Origin of the sequence: Streptomyces sp. NPDC056479, from assembly GCF_042795335.1 — a bacterium.
In the GTDB taxonomy this organism is placed as follows: Bacteria; Actinomycetota; Actinomycetes; order Streptomycetales; family Streptomycetaceae; genus Streptomyces.
In genome coordinates this window covers 1,159,099-1,173,088 of the sequence record NZ_JBHTRZ010000002.1, presented here as the reverse complement: position 1 = coordinate 1,173,088, position 13,990 = coordinate 1,159,099, and the positions used below count along the sequence as shown (strand labels likewise).

14 protein-coding genes are annotated in these 13,990 nt (G+C 70.9%); 10 read left to right on the top strand and 4 right to left on the bottom strand.

What is annotated here, in order from left to right; genetic code table 11:
• Nucleotides 1–28: 28 nt before the first annotated feature.
• Entirely contained in the window at nucleotides 29–778 is a 750-nt protein-coding gene (locus ACFQ6S_RS11345; RefSeq protein WP_383406545.1) for an SDR family NAD(P)-dependent oxidoreductase, read from the top strand.
• Nucleotides 775–1,845 carry a threonine aldolase family protein gene (locus ACFQ6S_RS11340; RefSeq protein WP_383406360.1) on the top strand — a complete coding sequence of 357 codons (1,071 nt, stop codon included), beginning with the start codon at nucleotides 775–777 and terminating at the stop codon, nucleotides 1,843–1,845. Before ACFQ6S_RS11345 ends, ACFQ6S_RS11340 begins: the two co-directional genes overlap by 4 nt.
• A 13-nt stretch (nucleotides 1,846–1,858) precedes the next feature.
• Here the strand turns inward: ACFQ6S_RS11340 and ACFQ6S_RS11335 are convergent, their stop codons facing one another.
• A complete protein-coding gene (locus tag ACFQ6S_RS11335) occupies nucleotides 1,859–3,211 on the bottom strand; it encodes a hypothetical protein (RefSeq protein ID WP_383406357.1) in 1,353 nt (450 codons plus the stop codon).
• 172 nt (nucleotides 3,212–3,383) lie between these two features.
• Here ACFQ6S_RS11335 and ACFQ6S_RS11330 point away from each other — a divergent pair, with 172 nt between their 5' ends.
• Entirely contained in the window at nucleotides 3,384–3,956 is a 573-nt protein-coding gene (locus ACFQ6S_RS11330; RefSeq protein ID WP_383406354.1) for a transglutaminase domain-containing protein, read from the top strand.
• Nucleotides 3,957–3,964: 8 nt separating this feature from the next.
• Nucleotides 3,965–4,651 (top strand): B3/4 domain-containing protein, encoded by a 687-nt coding sequence (locus ACFQ6S_RS11325; protein ID WP_383406352.1) that lies wholly within the window; start codon nucleotides 3,965–3,967, stop codon nucleotides 4,649–4,651.
• A 109-nt stretch (nucleotides 4,652–4,760) separates the two neighbouring features.
• Here the strand turns inward: ACFQ6S_RS11325 and ACFQ6S_RS11320 are convergent, their stop codons facing one another.
• Entirely contained in the window at nucleotides 4,761–5,489 is a 729-nt protein-coding gene (locus ACFQ6S_RS11320; protein WP_383406349.1) for a lysophospholipid acyltransferase family protein, read from the bottom strand.
• A gap of 188 nt (nucleotides 5,490–5,677) precedes the next feature.
• Nucleotides 5,678–6,094 (bottom strand): DUF4395 domain-containing protein, encoded by a 417-nt coding sequence (locus tag ACFQ6S_RS11315; RefSeq protein WP_383406346.1) that lies wholly within the window; start codon nucleotides 6,092–6,094, stop codon nucleotides 5,678–5,680.
• Nucleotides 6,095–6,170: 76 nt separating this feature from the next.
• Between ACFQ6S_RS11315 and ACFQ6S_RS11310 the strand changes: the two genes are divergently transcribed.
• The 4 genes from ACFQ6S_RS11310 (at nucleotide 6,171) to ACFQ6S_RS11295 (ending at nucleotide 9,370) form a co-directional block, all read left to right on the top strand.
• The gene (locus ACFQ6S_RS11310; protein ID WP_383406542.1) at nucleotides 6,171–6,584 is read left to right on the top strand and encodes a TlpA family protein disulfide reductase; all 414 of its coding nucleotides are present in this window, start codon (nucleotides 6,171–6,173) and stop codon (nucleotides 6,582–6,584) included.
• 208 nt (nucleotides 6,585–6,792) lie between these two features.
• Nucleotides 6,793–7,302 (top strand): flavin reductase family protein, encoded by a 510-nt coding sequence (locus ACFQ6S_RS11305; protein WP_383406343.1) that lies wholly within the window; start codon nucleotides 6,793–6,795, stop codon nucleotides 7,300–7,302.
• A 242-nt stretch (nucleotides 7,303–7,544) separates the two neighbouring features.
• Nucleotides 7,545–8,333, top strand: coding sequence for an electron transfer flavoprotein subunit beta/FixA family protein (locus ACFQ6S_RS11300; protein WP_383406340.1), 789 nt, complete (start codon nucleotides 7,545–7,547; stop codon nucleotides 8,331–8,333).
• A gap of 74 nt (nucleotides 8,334–8,407) precedes the next feature.
• Complete coding sequence (locus tag ACFQ6S_RS11295) at nucleotides 8,408–9,370, top strand: electron transfer flavoprotein subunit alpha/FixB family protein (RefSeq protein WP_383406337.1); 963 nt, start codon at nucleotides 8,408–8,410, stop codon at nucleotides 9,368–9,370.
• Nucleotides 9,371–9,428: 58 nt separating this feature from the next.
• On the opposite strand, the gene ACFQ6S_RS11290 is transcribed toward ACFQ6S_RS11295, so the two are convergent.
• On the bottom strand, nucleotides 9,429–10,337 hold the full coding sequence (locus ACFQ6S_RS11290) for an endonuclease/exonuclease/phosphatase family protein (RefSeq protein ID WP_383406334.1): 909 nt from the start codon (nucleotides 10,335–10,337) through the stop codon (nucleotides 9,429–9,431).
• A 205-nt stretch (nucleotides 10,338–10,542) separates the two neighbouring features.
• Between ACFQ6S_RS11290 and ACFQ6S_RS11285 the strand changes: the two genes are divergently transcribed.
• Together ACFQ6S_RS11285 and ACFQ6S_RS11280 are read left to right on the top strand one after the other, a co-directional pair.
• The gene (locus ACFQ6S_RS11285) at nucleotides 10,543–11,847 is read left to right on the top strand and encodes a DUF6986 family protein (protein ID WP_383406331.1); all 1,305 of its coding nucleotides are present in this window, start codon (nucleotides 10,543–10,545) and stop codon (nucleotides 11,845–11,847) included.
• Nucleotides 11,848–11,941: 94 nt separating this feature from the next.
• Nucleotides 11,942–13,990 (top strand): protein kinase, encoded by a 2,049-nt coding sequence (locus ACFQ6S_RS11280; protein ID WP_383406328.1) that lies wholly within the window; start codon nucleotides 11,942–11,944, stop codon nucleotides 13,988–13,990.

Sequence of the window (13,990 nt, the reverse complement as noted above, 5' to 3'; positions counted from 1 at the left end):
GAACACGGCTCAGCAGGAGGCGAAGAAGATGGCGGGGAACGGAGCTCTCAGCGGTGCGGTGATCGCGGTGGCCGGCGCGGGCGGTCCCGCGGGCCGGGCGGCACTGCGGCGACTGGCCGAGGCGGGCGCGACCGTGGTCGGCGCGGACAACGACCCGGAGCGGCTGGCGGAGGCCGTGGACGCGGCACGCTACGCCTCCGGCGGCGCGGCCGTCACCGGCGAGACGGTCGATCTGCTCGACCTGGAGTCGACCCGCGACTGGGCGCTGCGCACCGAGAAGGAGTTCGGCCGCGTCGACGGCCTGGTCCATCTCGTCGGCGGCTGGCGCGGCAGCGAGACCTTCATCAAGACCAGTCTCGACGACTGGGACTTCCTGGAGCTGCTGCTCATCCGCACCGTGCAGCACACCTCACTGGCCTTCTACGAGGCCCTCCAGCGCAGCGACCGCGGGCGGTATCTGCTGATCAGCGCCGCCGGCGCCTCGAAGCCCACCGCGGGCAACGCCTCGTACGCCGCCGCCAAGGCCGCCGCCGAGGCCTGGACGCTCGCGCTCGCCGACGCCTTCCACAAGGCCGGGGGCACCGAGGACCAGACGTCCGCGGCTGCCATCCTGGTGGTGAAGGCGTTGGTGCACGACGCGATGCGTGCCGATCGCCCCAACGCGAAGTTCGCGGGCTTCACGGACGTCAAGGACCTGGCCGATGCCGTCGTCGGCGTCTGGGACAAGCCCGCCGCCGAAGTGAACGGAAACCGTCTGTGGCTGACCGAGAAGCCGTGAACCCTCCGAAGACCGACGCCCGTCGCCACCACGACCCGGACGTCCGCGGCTTCGCCAGTGACAACTACGCCGGCGCCCACCCGGAGGTGCTCGCCGCCCTGGCCCTGGCCAACGGCGGGCACCAGGTCGCCTACGGCGAGGACGACTACACCGAGAACCTCCAGCGGATCGTCCGCAGTCACTTCGGTGCCACCGCCGAGGCGTTCCCGGTCTTCAACGGCACCGGCGCCAACGTCGTCGCGCTCCAGGCGGTCACCGACCGCTGGGGCGCGGTGATCTGCGCCGAGAGCGCGCACATCCACGTCGACGAGGGCGGCGCCCCGGAGCGGATGGGCGGACTGAAGCTGCTCACCGTGCCCACACCCGACGGCAAGCTCACCCCCGAGCTGATCGACCGGCAGGCGTACGGCTGGGAGGACGAGCACCGGGCGATGCCCCAGGTCGTCTCGATCACCCAGAGCACGGAACTGGGCACCCTCTACACGCCGGACGAGATCCGGGCGATCTGCGACCACGCCCACGCGCACGGCATGAAGGTGCACCTGGACGGTTCCCGGATAGCCAACGCCGCCGCCTCGCTGAACGTGCCCATGCGGACGTTCACCAACGCGGTCGGCGTCGACATCCTCTCCCTCGGCGGCACCAAGAACGGCGCCCTGTTCGGCGAGGCGGTCGTCGTCCTCAACCAGGACGCCGTCAGCCACATGAAGCACCTGCGCAAGCTGTCCATGCAGCTGGCCTCCAAGATGCGCTTCGTGTCGGTGCAGTTGGAGGCACTGCTCGCCAAGGACCTGTGGCTGCGCAACGCCCGGCACGCCAACGAGATGGCCCAGCGACTCGCCGAAGGCGTCCGCGCCGTGCACGGAGTGGAGATCCTCTACCCGGTGCAGGCCAACGGCGTCTTCGCCAGGCTCCCGCACGACGTGAGCGAGCGCCTGCAGAAGAAGTTCCGCTTCTACTTCTGGGACGAGGCGGAGGGTGTCGTGCGCTGGATGTGCGCGTTCGACACGACCGAGGACGACGTGGACGCGTTCGTGGCGGCGCTGAAGGAGGAGATGGCGCGCTAGCGGACGTGGTCCGTCAGTTGACGACGATCCGCGCCCTGTTGTTGCGCAGGTTCGGGTCGAACTCCCTGATGGACAGCTCCGGGTCGTCGTTGAGGGTCTCGACGGTGGTGCGTGCCCCGCGCACCACCTCGTCGATCCGCAGCTGCACCTCCATCGTGTAGGACGCCTTGTCGTGCAGGTAGATCGGCGTCCGGCAGAAGTAGGTGGTGACGGCCGCTCCCTCCTCGGACGACCAGCAGTTCTCCGGCACGCCGACGATCGTCGTGCCCTCGGGCGCCTGGATCGGGACCGTGGCCACGGCCGCGCCCGCACCCAGCGACGCCACCCACGCCGGGCCCCGGTTGTGGACGGTGACCGCGGCGGTCACGGTGTCGCCGGCTGCCCCGCGCACCCTGCTGCCGGTGAGCCTCAGGTCGGCGGTGTTCCTGGCGTCGAGGATGACGGTCCGGTAGTTGTCCGACAGATCGATGTCGTCCTCACCGGCGACGGCCCGCGGCGCCGCCACGGGGCGCAGGTCCAGCTCGGGACCCGTTCCCGGGGTCCAGGTCCCTTCGCCGCGTGCCTCTTCCAGCGCCTGGTCCGAGTACGGCAGGACGGAGTGGTCGAACCGCTCGTACAGCGCCTTGTGCCCCACGCGCAGACCGGTCGTCAGTGCGTACTGCTCGCCCGGAGCCACCGCCTCGTCCAGCACGCACAGCGCGGACGTCCCGGTTTCATGCTGCCGGTACTCGCAGTTGGAGTGCCGGTCCTTGAGCCGCAGCCCGTACGACGCGTTGATCCACAGCAGCGTCCGCTGCACGGAGCGGTTGCCGTTGTTGCCGACCGTCGCGCTCACCTGGGTGTTCGTGCCGGGCCTGAGATCGCGCTGGTACTCGGCCTGGCTGAGTCCGAGATCGGGGCCGTCGCCCAGGCTGATCCGGGTCTCCGCCGGGAACGTCGTGAGTTCACCGGCGGTCGCGGTGTGGCGCACATACCCGGTGGCTTCGAGGTCGGCGTCCGGCAGCGCGCTCAGGCCGAGTTGAGCCGCCGTCACGATGTTCGTCCCCGCCGGCATCCCCGGGAAGTCGCACACCGCCTTGACCGCCGACTCGGGTGCGCAGTTCGAGGGCCACGACACCCGCGCGAAGGAGGCGATCTCGCTCGCGTCCACGGTCAGCCGGCCGGGCGCGACCTCGCTCTCGGTGTTGTCGTGCGTGACCCGCACCGCGAGGGTGCGCTGGACCGGACCCCCCGAGCCCGGCGCCGGCAGCACCGTCTCCGAGGGCACGTCGATCCACAGCTGATCGGACGCGGCGTGCACGGGCCCGGCCCCCACCGCGGCCAGGGCACAGCCGGCGAGCGCGGCTGTGAGCAGGCGAGACTTCATGGCTTCCCCCTAGTCGATGACCTGTTCGGTGGCGAGACCCGCGGCGCGGGGGAGGGGTTGTAGCGGGGTGTGAGGTTGCGGCGATGACCGGCCAAATCTCTCGCTGCATAAATATACACCCCTTCGCAAATTGATTGACGTGCGACTCGGCAGCCGCCTACCCTCTGCTCTCATGCAGATGATCCAGGAAACCGCAGACCTGTCTGCCTACTTGGCCGCCGATGGGGTGATCGACCATCATCATCCGGTCGTGCGCGAGACGGCTGCCAGGCTCGCCGAGGGGGTGGCCGACTCGTATGACTATGCGCGAGCGGCCTTCGAGTTCGTGCGCGACACCATCCCGCACTCGCAGGACTCCGGTGATCTGCGGGTCACCTGGCGTGCCTCCGACGTCCTGGAACGGGGCACCGGCATCTGCTACGCCAAGGCTCACGCGCTGGCCGCGCTGCTGCGGGCCGAGGACATCCCGACCGCGCTGTGCTACCAGAAGCTCGATGTGGTGCACGGACTGGTCGCCGTGCGGTTCAAGGGGGCCTGGCACCGGCAGGATCCGCGGGGCAACAAACCGGGGGTGGACGCCCGGTTCTCGCTCGACGGCGAGCGGCTGGCCTTCACGCCCGATCTGGAGTCCAATGAGCTGGACTATCCAGTCCTGTATGCTGCACCGCACCCGTCCGTGTTGAGCGTGCTCAGGTCCGCCCCCGACCGGCCGCACCTGTGGAAGACGCTCCCCGCCGCACTCTGAGGCAGTCCATGACCCTCCCCCTGATCGTGTCCGACGAGGTCCGCGCCCTCGCGCCCGGCTTCACCCCTATCGCCGTCGAGGCGCACGGACTGGTCAACGGCCCGAGCACGGAGGCCAGTTCCGCGCTCCTCGACGACGCGGCGCGGCGTCTCGCCGTACGGCTGGACGGGCGCGCTCCGCACGAGGACCCGCACATGACGGCCTGGCGGGAGGCGTACACGGCGTTCGGGTCGAAGCCGTCACGCACCCGCAACTCCGCGGAGGCGCTGGCCAAGAGGGCCCTGTCGGAGGCGGGACTGCCAAGGATCAATCTGCTCGTGGATGTCTACAACGCGATCAGCGTCGCGTATCTCGTCCCGGTGGGCGGTGAGGACATCGACCGCATCGAGGGCGGTATGCGCCTGGTGCGCGCCACCGGCGAGGAGGACTTCGTGACCGTCGTCGGCGGTGCGGAGGTCGTCGAGCATCCCGACGCGGGCGAGGTCGTGTGGCGTGACGAGCGGGGCGTGACCTGCCGCCGCTGGAACTGGCGCCAGGGCCCGCGCACCCGGCTCACCGAGGAGACGGTGTCCGGAATCTTTCTGCTGGAGAGCATGGCGCCGATGCCCGTCGCCGAGGTGGAGCAGGCGGCCGCCGAACTCGCCGGCCTCCTGGAGAAGTTCAGCCCGGGAGCGCGGATCACGGTCCACCCCTAGCCTGCGGTTCGGCAGCGCTACCCAAGGGGCGCGGGGAAGTCCGCGACCGGCCACGAAGCCTCAGCGGTCGGCAGGCGGCCCAAGCCGCGGCACCCCCCAGCGGGAGCGCCTAGTGGGCCTCGGCCGCGCGGACCTGCTCCGGAGTCGGTGCCGTACCGCCGAGGTGCGCAGGCATCCACCAGGTGTCGCTCGCGTCCTTCGGGCGTACGGGGTAGGCGCGCTGGGCGGCCTCCAGCAGTTCCTGGACGCGCTCGCGCAGCTGGCGGGTGATCGCGCCCGCGTACTTGTCCCGGGACGCCTCGATCGCCTCGCCGACCCGGATCGTGATCGGGGTGTGGCTGCGCTTGAAGTTCCGCGGGTGGCCCTTGGTCCACAGGCGCTGGGTGCCCCACACGGCCATCGGGATCAGCGGTACGCCCGCCTCCTGGGCCAGCCGGGCGGCGCCCGACTTGAAGCTCTTCAGCGTGAACGACTGCGAGATCGTGGCCTCCGGGAAGACCCCGACGATCTCGCCGGACCTCAGGGAGTCCAGCGCGTGGGCGTACGCCGCCTCGCCCTGCTTGCGGTCCACCGGGATGTGCTTCATGCCGCGCATCAGCGGACCGGAGATCCGGTGCCGGAACACGGACTCCTTCGCCATGAAGCGCACCAGGCGCTTCTGCGGGAGTGCCGCCAGGCCGTCGAAGACGAAGTCCAGGTAGCTGATGTGGTTGCTCACCAGCACAGCGCCGCCCGAGCGCGGAATGTTCTCCGACCCCTTGCAGTCGATCTTGAGGTCCCACGCCTTGAACAATGCCTGGGCGAAACCGACGACGGGACGGTAGACAAGCTCTGCCATGGACGGGGTGGACCCTTCCTTCTCTGCCTGGGACGGGGTCTCCCAGTGGAAAAGTTACGCAGCCGTAGGTTTACGGCTTGTCGCAGATCGTGCCCCAAGAACGGCCGAGGGCCAAGCCCAAGTGCCGGGGAAGGGCGAGATCCTCGTCACGTCGGCCCCGTGATCCACCTCGGATTTTGGCGTCGGCTTTACCCGGCGCGCACCGTCACGCGTCGCACGAGCAGGTACATCTCGCACCCCAGGCAGTAACCGAAGACGGCGTTCAGGAAGGCGGCCGCGAGCGCGGCCCCGGTCGCGGCGAGCCCCAACCAGTCCGGCCCCAGGGTGTACCCGACCAGACCCAGGCCGGCGAAGACCAGCCCGACCGCCTGTGCGAACCGCGGGGGTTCCGGCGCCTCGAACTCGGTCGGGGGGCCGAGCCGCGGCCGCACGACCCTGCGGAACAGCAGGCCGTACGGCGACCGGCCCACCCCGCCCGCCGCGCCCAGCGCGAACGCCAGCGTCTGCCAGGCGAGCAGCCAGGCGTTGCCGGTGACCAGAACGACCGCCAGCACCACGGCCGTCACGGCCGCCCCGAACCGCGGCCCCCTCACATCGATGTCCATGAATCAAGCATTCCGCAACGGGCAGCCTTCCGGGAGCTGGGAATCTTTGCAGTCTCGTGAACGCTTGAGCAGGGTGATGACCGGACTCGTGGTGTGTGTGGCGGTGCTCGCGGTGGCGAGCGCCTACGGAGTGCTGCAGCGGCGGCGGAGCGGGAGAGTACGGGTGCGCGGGCGCGACGACGGAAAGCGGCTCGGGGCGGCCGAGTTGGGCGTGGAGCTGGGCGAGCGCGCCACCCTCGTGCAGTTCTCCAGCGCCTTCTGCGCGCCCTGCCGGGCCACCCGGCGGGTGCTAGGCGAGGTGGCCGGCCTGGTCCCCGGAGTGACCCATGTCGAGATCGACGCCGAGGACAACCTGGGCCTCGTACGCCGGCTCGACATCCTCAAGACCCCGACCGTGCTGGTCCTCGACGCCGACGGCAACGTCGTACGGCGGGCCACCGGTCAGCCGCGCAAGGCGGACGTGATCGCGGCTCTGGGGGAAGCGGTCTGAGGGGTCGTGACACGAGGGTGAGTCATCTCCCACATCCCGGGACGTACTTGACTGTGCGCACCACCTATCGTCAGCCTGACCGTATGTGTGAGGAACTCCTTCTCTTCGGACGGGCCCATGTCGATCTGGCCCGCACCGCGAGCGCGTGCTGTCCGGGCTGTTGAGCACCCACGGACCCGCACCCCTCCCCTCGCAGAAGGACAACTCCATGACGGCCACGCCCGGCCTGGGTACACCTCGGCTAGCCTCCCCCGACCTGCTTCGCTCCGTGTTCCGGCGTCATGCCGCCGGAGTGGCCGTGATCACCGCGCGCGGTGAGACGGGACCGGTCGGCTTCACCGCCACGTCCCTCACCTCTGTCTCCGCCGAGCCCCCGATGCTCTCCTTCGGCATCGGCACCACCGCCTCCAGCTGGCCGGCGGTGGCCACCGCGGAACACGTCGGCGTGCACATACTCGGCGAGCACCAGCAGGAGCTGGCCGGCACCTTCGCCCGCAGCGGCGCCGACCGCTTCGGCCCCTCCACCGACTGGCGCGAGGGCCCCGAGGGCGTCCCCCTCCTCGACGGCGTCCTGGCCTGGATGGTCTGCCGGGTCACGACGCGGGTCCCGGCCGGTGATCACCGCATCGTGCTGGCCGAGGTCGTCCTCGGTGACCCCGCCGGACACGGACGTCCACTGCTGTACCACCAGGGCCGGTTCAACGGGCTGCGTGACTGAGCTCACCGAACCCATGTGACCGAACCGGCCGTCCACGGTTCTGCGAACGCGTCGGTTTCCGATTACGCTGCGTTGCAAAGGTCACAGTTCAAAGCGCTTGCTTAGCGGGAACGAACTGGGTGTACTGACGAGTAATATTTCGCTCGGAGCGCGGGTCGCCCCGATCGGGATCGGCCGCTTGGGGCGCCTATGCTGCCTGCAAGTAGGCAGCACAGAAATGTCGACGCAGTAGGAGAGCCGGCGTGAGCTTGAGGATCGTTGTCACTGTGAAGTACGTGCCCGACGCCACTGGCGACCGGCACTTCGCCGATGACCTGACCGTCGACCGGGACGACGTGGACGGTCTGCTCTCCGAGCTCGACGAGTACGCGGTCGAGCAGGCGCTGCAGATCTCCGAGAACTCCGACGACGACGTCGAGATCACCGTCCTGACGGTGGGCCCCGAGGACGCCAAGGACGCGCTGCGCAAGGCGCTGTCCATGGGTGCCGACAAGGCGGTCCACGTCGAGGACGACGACCTGCACGGCACCGACGCCCTGGGCACCTCGCTGGTGCTGGCCAAGGCGATCGAGAAGGCCGGCTACGACCTGGTGATCTCCGGCATGGCCTCCACGGACGGCACCATGGGTGTCGTACCGGCGCTGCTGGCCGAGCGTCTGGGCGTCCCGCAGGTCACCCTGCTGTCCGAGGTCTCCGTCGAGGACGGCACGGTCAAGGGCCGCCGGGACGGCGACGCCGCCTCCGAGCAGCTCGAGGCCTCCCTGCCGGCCGTCGTGTCGGTCACCGACCAGTCGGGCGAGGCGCGTTACCCGTCCTTCAAGGGCATCATGGCCGCCAAGAAGAAGCCGGTTCAGTCCTGGGACCTGTCCGACCTGGAGCTCGAGGCCGAGGAGGTCGGCCTGGAGGGTGCCTACACCGTCGTGGACGGCGCGACCGAGCGTCCGGCGCGCACCGCCGGCACGATCGTCAAGGACGAGGGCGAGGGCGGCAAGCAGCTCGCCGAGTACCTCGCGAGCCAGAAGTTCATCTAAGGGTCCGTCGGCCCGCTGAGGCTCAACACCCCTTCCGCCCCTTAAGCCTTCGCAATCCGCAGGAGAGCAATCCCATGGCTGAAGTTCTCGTCTACGTCGACCACGTGGACGGCGCCGTCCGCAAGCCCACCCTGGAGCTGCTGACCCTGGCCCGCCGCGTCGGCGAGCCCGTCGCCGTCGCGCTGGGCAACGGCGCCGGTGACACCGCCGCCACGCTCGCCGAGCACGGCGCTGCCCGGGTCCTCACCCACGAGGCCGCCGAGTACGCCGACTACCTGGTCGTCCCGAAGGTCGACGCCCTCCAGGCCGCCGTCGAGGCCGTCTCCCCGGCCGCCGTGCTGGTGCCGTCCTCCGCCGAGGGCAAGGAGATCGCCGCGCGTCTGGCGCTGCGCATCGGCTCCGGCATCATCACCGACGCCGTCGACCTCGAGGCCGGCGACGAGGGCCCGGTGGCCACCCAGTCGGTGTTCGCCGCGTCCTTCACCACCAAGTCCCGTGTCTCCAAGGGCACCCCGGTCATCACGGTCAAGCCGAACTCGGCCGCCGTGGAGGCCGCCCCGGCCGCGGGCGCGGTCGAGGCCCTCGCCGTCACCTTCTCCGCCCAGGCCACCGGCACCAAGGTCACCGGCCGCACCCCGCGTGAGTCGACCGGGCGTCCGGAGCTCACCGAGGCCGCGATCGTGGTCTCCGGTGGCCGTGGCGTCAACGGCGCGGAGAACTTCTCGGTCATCGAGGCCCTCGCCGACTCCCTCGGCGCGGCCGTCGGTGCCTCGCGTGCCGCGGTGGACGCCGGCTGGTACCCGCACACCAACCAGGTCGGCCAGACCGGCAAGTCGGTCTCGCCGCAGCTGTACATCGCCTCCGGCATCTCCGGTGCGATCCAGCACCGTGCCGGTATGCAGACCTCGAAGACGATCGTGGCGATCAACAAGGACGCCGAGGCCCCGATCTTCGAGCTGGTCGACTACGGCGTCGTCGGCGACCTCTTCGACGTCGTCCCGGCCCTGACCGAGGAGATCAAGACCCGCAAGGGCTGATCCCCGGCAGACGCAGCGAGGCCCCCGTGACCGTGCCGACGGTCACGGGGGCCTCGTCTCATCCCAGGCTCAGGAACGCCTGTACGGGCAGATGGTCGCTCGGGAACTGGCCGTTCTCCGAGAAGGTGTTGATCGCCGCCCGGTGCGCCGTCACGCCGGGCGTGCCCAGGATCCAGTCGATGCGGTCGCCGTTCGGTGTCAGCGGCTTGTAGCCGTGGAAGGTCGCGTACAGATCGCTGCGCTCGCGCGCGGTGTCCCATGTGTCCACCAGACCGGCGCCGAGCAGCGTGTCGTACACCGCGTTCTTGTGGGCGGCGACATTGAAGTCCCCGGTCACGACGACCGGCAGCGAGCGGTCGAAGCCGTGGATCCGCTCGGCGATGAGCGCGGCGCTGCGCTCGCGCGCGTACTGGCTCACATGGTCGAAGTGGGTGTTGAGGACGTAGAACTCCCGGGTGCCGTCGGTCAGGTCGCGGAAGCGGATCCAGGTGACCATGCGGGCGAAGGCGGCGCCCCAGGTGTTGGAGCCGATCACGTCGGGGGTGTCGGAGAGCCAGAAGTGGTCGTACTCGGTCGGGCGCAGCCGGTGGGAGTCGTAGAAGATCGCCATGGACTCGTCGCGGCTGCCGTGCAGCCGGCCGGTGCCCACCCAGTCGTAGCGCGGGCCGAGGTCGGAGTCGATGTCGAGCAGCTGCGAGAAGATGCCCTCCTGGGTGCCGAGGACATGCGGGGCCTCGCGGCGCAGCAGCTCGCGCATCACCGGTCTGCGCACGCTCCAGCTGTTGGGCTCCGCCGTGCTCGCGAAGCGCAGGTTGAAGGACATGACGTGGAGGTCGCGGCGGGAGGGCCGCTCGCCGGCCGAAGCGACGGACGTGGGCAGTGCTGTACTGGAGAGGGGTGCGGTGACCGCCGCGGCCAACGCGGCCTTCAGGCCCAGACGGCGCGTGACTCGGCTCTGGTTCGGCACTTCGGGCTCCTTCGGTGGGAACTGCCGGACGAGTCGTGCGGGGCGTGCGTATGGAAGTGTGATACCGCGTCCTGAGATGAGCGTGAACATGGCGAGATGGAGGAGTGACTCCCCGTGGACATGGTGTTGACCAGGAGGAAGGTCCCCGGCTAACTTCGTTATACGGATTGTTGATTCCGTATAGCGGAAGTAGGAGGGTGTGGGAATGGGTCAGGGCCAGCAGGAGAAGGTGGCGACAAGCCTCGCGGGCGCCGTCAGCGAGGAGATCAGCGCCTCCCTCGCGCCGGTCGACGCCGAGCTGGAGCGCCGTTACCCCGGAGACCCCGGCACCCGTCAGCCCGTCCACACGGTCTACGTCCCCGGCGACGCCTTCGCGGCCGACACCATCCGCTCCTGGGGCGACCAGGCCCTCGCCGCCCTCGACCGGCACGCGCCGGACGCCGCGTCCTTCGCCGCCGTCCTCGGCCTGTCCGGAGAACTCGCCGAGCCCGTGTACGCGCGGGTGCGCGCCAAGCTGGAGCGCGAGCCCATCGAGGACCTGCGGGTCGACTTCGAGGACGGCTACGGCCCCCGCCCCGACGCCGAGGAGGACGAGGCGGCCGCCCGCGCGGCACGGCTGATCGCCGAGGCCTACGAGAACGGCACGGCGGCCCCGTACATGGGCATCCGTATGAAGTGCATGGAGGCGCCCGTCCGCGACCGGGGCATCCGCACCCTCGACATCTTCCTCTCCGGCCTGATGGAGGCCGGCGGCCTGCCCGACGGGCTGGTCCTCACCCTGCCCAAGGTGACGTACCCCGAGCAGGTCACCGCGATGGTGCGGCTGCTGGAGGAGTTCGAGAAGGCGCGCGGGATCGAGCCCGGCCGGATCGGCTTCGAGATCCAGATCGAGACCAGCCAGTCCATCCTCGCCACCGACGGCACCGCCACCGTCGCCCGGATGATCCAGACCGCCGAGGGCCGCGCCACCGGTCTGCACTACGGCACCTTCGACTACAGCGCCTGCCTCGGAGTCTCCGCCGCCTACCAGGCCAGCGACCACCCGGCCGCCGACCACGCCAAGGCGATCATGCAGGTCGCGGCGGCCGGGACCGGCGTACGCGTCTCCGACGGTTCGACGAACGTCCTGCCGGTCGGTACGACCGAGAAGGTGCACGACGCCTGGCGGCTGCACTACGGCCTCACCCGCCGTGCCTTGGGGCGTGCCTACTACCAGGGCTGGGACATGCACCCGGGCCACATCCCGACCCGGTACGCGGCCGTCTTCGCCTTCTACCGCGAGGGCTTCGAGCAGGCGGCCGCCCGCCTCGCCCGGTACGCCAACCGGGCCGGCGGCGACGTCATGGACGAGCCCGCGACCGCCAAGGCCCTCAGCGGCTATCTGCTGCGCGGTCTTGACTGCGGCGCCCTCGACATCGGCGAGGTCGCCCGGCTGACCGGTCTGACCCGTGCCGATCTGGAGGGATTCGCGTCGCCCCGGCGCGCCGACCTGACGGTCTCCGCCAAGTAGCGGGCCGGTCACAACGGCCGCAGGCGGCTGGCGTTGTCACTGCCGCCCCGTAGTCTGTACGGACGCAAAGTCGTGTCACAGGAACGGGGCAGCGGTGTCATCGGGGGAGAACGGGCAGGCGGACGAGGCCGGTCGACTGCTGGCCGGGCGCTACCGCGTCGTGGCACAGCTCGGACGCGGCGGCATGGGCGTGGTCTGGAAGGCCGTCGACGAGGTCCTCGGCCGCGAGGTCGCCGTCAAGGAACTGCGCACCTACAGCGATGCCGACGGTCCCGAACTCGCGGATCTGCGGCTGCGGATGCAGCGCGAGGCCCGCGCGGCGGCCCGGGTAAGGCATCCCGGCGTCGTGGCCGTGCACGACGTCACCGAGGTCGACGGACGCCCGCTCATCGTCATGGAACTGGTCGACGGCCCTTCCCTGGAAGCCGTGTTGCGCGAGCGCGGCACGCTCGATCCGCGGGAGGCGGCCGGGATCGGCGCCAAGGTCATGGACGCGCTGGCCGCCGCGCACCGGGCCGGCGTCCTGCACCGTGACGTCAAGCCGGGCAACATCCTGCTGGAGACCTCCGGCCGGGTCGTGCTCACCGACTTCGGCATCGCGACGATGGACGACCCGGGCGACGGCTCGGCCACCCATCTGACCCGCACCGGCCATCTCGTCGGCTCCCTGGACTACATGGCCCCCGAGCGAGCCCAGGGCGCCGAGCCGGGCTCCTCCTCGGACGTCTGGGCTCTGGGCGCGACGCTCTACGCGGCGGTGGAGGGCTCCGCGCCCTTCCGCCGCACGTCGACCTTCTCCACGCTCACCGCGATCGTCAGCGAGCCCCTGCCCGAGCCCCGGAACGCCGGACCCCTCGCCCCCGTCCTGACGCGACTGATGGACAAGCGGCCCGAGTCCCGCCCCGAGGCCGAGGAAGCGCGCGGTCTCCTCCAGGCGGTGGTGGACGCGGGCGGCACGGACGCGCCGACGACGGCGCTGCGGGGGCCGGCCGACCCCGGTCCCGGCGAGACGCAGCGCAGCGTCCCGTCGGCGCCGCCCGGATTCGGACCCACGGCACCGGTCGGCCCCGACGGCCAGGCAGCGCCTCAGGCATACGGCGGCCAGGCCGCCCCCGTGGCGCAGGGCGGCGACACACCGAGGCAGGGCGTGCCCGCGTCCGGCCTGCCCGGGGCACCGGTCTTCGGCGCCCCGGCGCAGGGTCCCGCGACTCCCGGGCCGGCCACACCGCCGGCCCAGGGCTTCGGCGCCGTCGGCCACTCCGGCCCGGCCGCACAGGGACCCGGTGGCCCCGGGCAGCCGCCCGTGTCGCCGTACGGCGGCGCCCCCGCGCCCTCCGGCCCGTACCAGCACGGCCACGGCAGCCCCATCCCGCCGCACGACGCGGACGCCACCGGCCCGATGGTCACCTCCTCCGAGCCGCCCTCCCGGCGCAAGGGCCGTGCCCTGCTCGCCGCCGTGGCGGTCACCGTCGTCCTCGCGGCGGCCGGGGTGACGGTCGCACTGGTGAACAACAAGGGCGACGCCAAGACCGAGGCGAAGGACTCCTCGTCCGCGACCGCGCAGGAGGGCAGGTCCGCCCAGGCGAGCGGCAGTCCCGACGCCGACCGCTCCAACGACTCCGGTCTGACCGAGAAGGACGACGACGAGAAGTCCCCCGGCGCGTCCAAGTCCCCCAGCCGCACGGCGGAGTCCAAGCCCTCGGACGGGCCCGGCACCTCGTCCCCGACCAAGACCTCGGGCGGGGGCGGGAGCAACGGCGGCACCACGGGCGGCGGTTCCGGCGACGGCGGCACCACCGGCGGTGGCGGAACGACGGGCGGCGGCGGAACCTCGGGCGGGGGCGGCGGCAGCACACCCGACCCGTCGTGCTTCTCCATCGGCGGGGGCAAGTACAACTGCCAGGTCTGGCAGACCGCCAAGTCGTACACCGCCTCCGGGACCGAGGTCGGCGTCCTCAACGCGGGCACCAACTACTTCTACTGCCAGCAGAACCTGGGCCGCCGCGAGACGTCCGGCCAGTGGACCAACGTCTGGTGGGCCAAGACGGACGACGACAGCGGCAACACCAACGTCTTCGTCAGCGACGTCTACCTCGAGGGCGGCAACAACGACGAACCGGTGCCCGGACTCCCCGTCTGCTGA

What these genes read in the sequence shown, in the direction of transcription:
- ACFQ6S_RS11295 (WP_383406337.1), top strand. Translation starts at nt 8,408, where the DNA reads ATGGCTGAAGTTCTCGTCTACGTCGACCACGTGGACGGCGCCGTCCGC.
- ACFQ6S_RS11325 (WP_383406352.1), top strand. Translation starts at nt 3,965, where the DNA reads ATGACCCTCCCCCTGATCGTGTCCGACGAGGTCCGCGCCCTCGCGCCC.
- ACFQ6S_RS11330 (WP_383406354.1), top strand. Translation starts at nt 3,384, where the DNA reads ATGCAGATGATCCAGGAAACCGCAGACCTGTCTGCCTACTTGGCCGCC.
- ACFQ6S_RS11345 (WP_383406545.1), top strand. Translation starts at nt 29, where the DNA reads ATGGCGGGGAACGGAGCTCTCAGCGGTGCGGTGATCGCGGTGGCCGGC.
- ACFQ6S_RS11335 (WP_383406357.1), bottom strand. Translation starts at nt 3,211, where the DNA reads ATGAAGTCTCGCCTGCTCACAGCCGCGCTCGCCGGCTGTGCCCTGGCC.
- ACFQ6S_RS11305 (WP_383406343.1), top strand. Translation starts at nt 6,793, where the DNA reads ATGACGGCCACGCCCGGCCTGGGTACACCTCGGCTAGCCTCCCCCGAC.
- ACFQ6S_RS11310 (WP_383406542.1), top strand. Translation starts at nt 6,171, where the DNA reads ATGACCGGACTCGTGGTGTGTGTGGCGGTGCTCGCGGTGGCGAGCGCC.
- ACFQ6S_RS11320 (WP_383406349.1), bottom strand. Translation starts at nt 5,489, where the DNA reads ATGGCAGAGCTTGTCTACCGTCCCGTCGTCGGTTTCGCCCAGGCATTG.
- ACFQ6S_RS11315 (WP_383406346.1), bottom strand. Translation starts at nt 6,094, where the DNA reads ATGGACATCGATGTGAGGGGGCCGCGGTTCGGGGCGGCCGTGACGGCC.
- ACFQ6S_RS11285 (WP_383406331.1), top strand. Translation starts at nt 10,543, where the DNA reads ATGGGTCAGGGCCAGCAGGAGAAGGTGGCGACAAGCCTCGCGGGCGCC.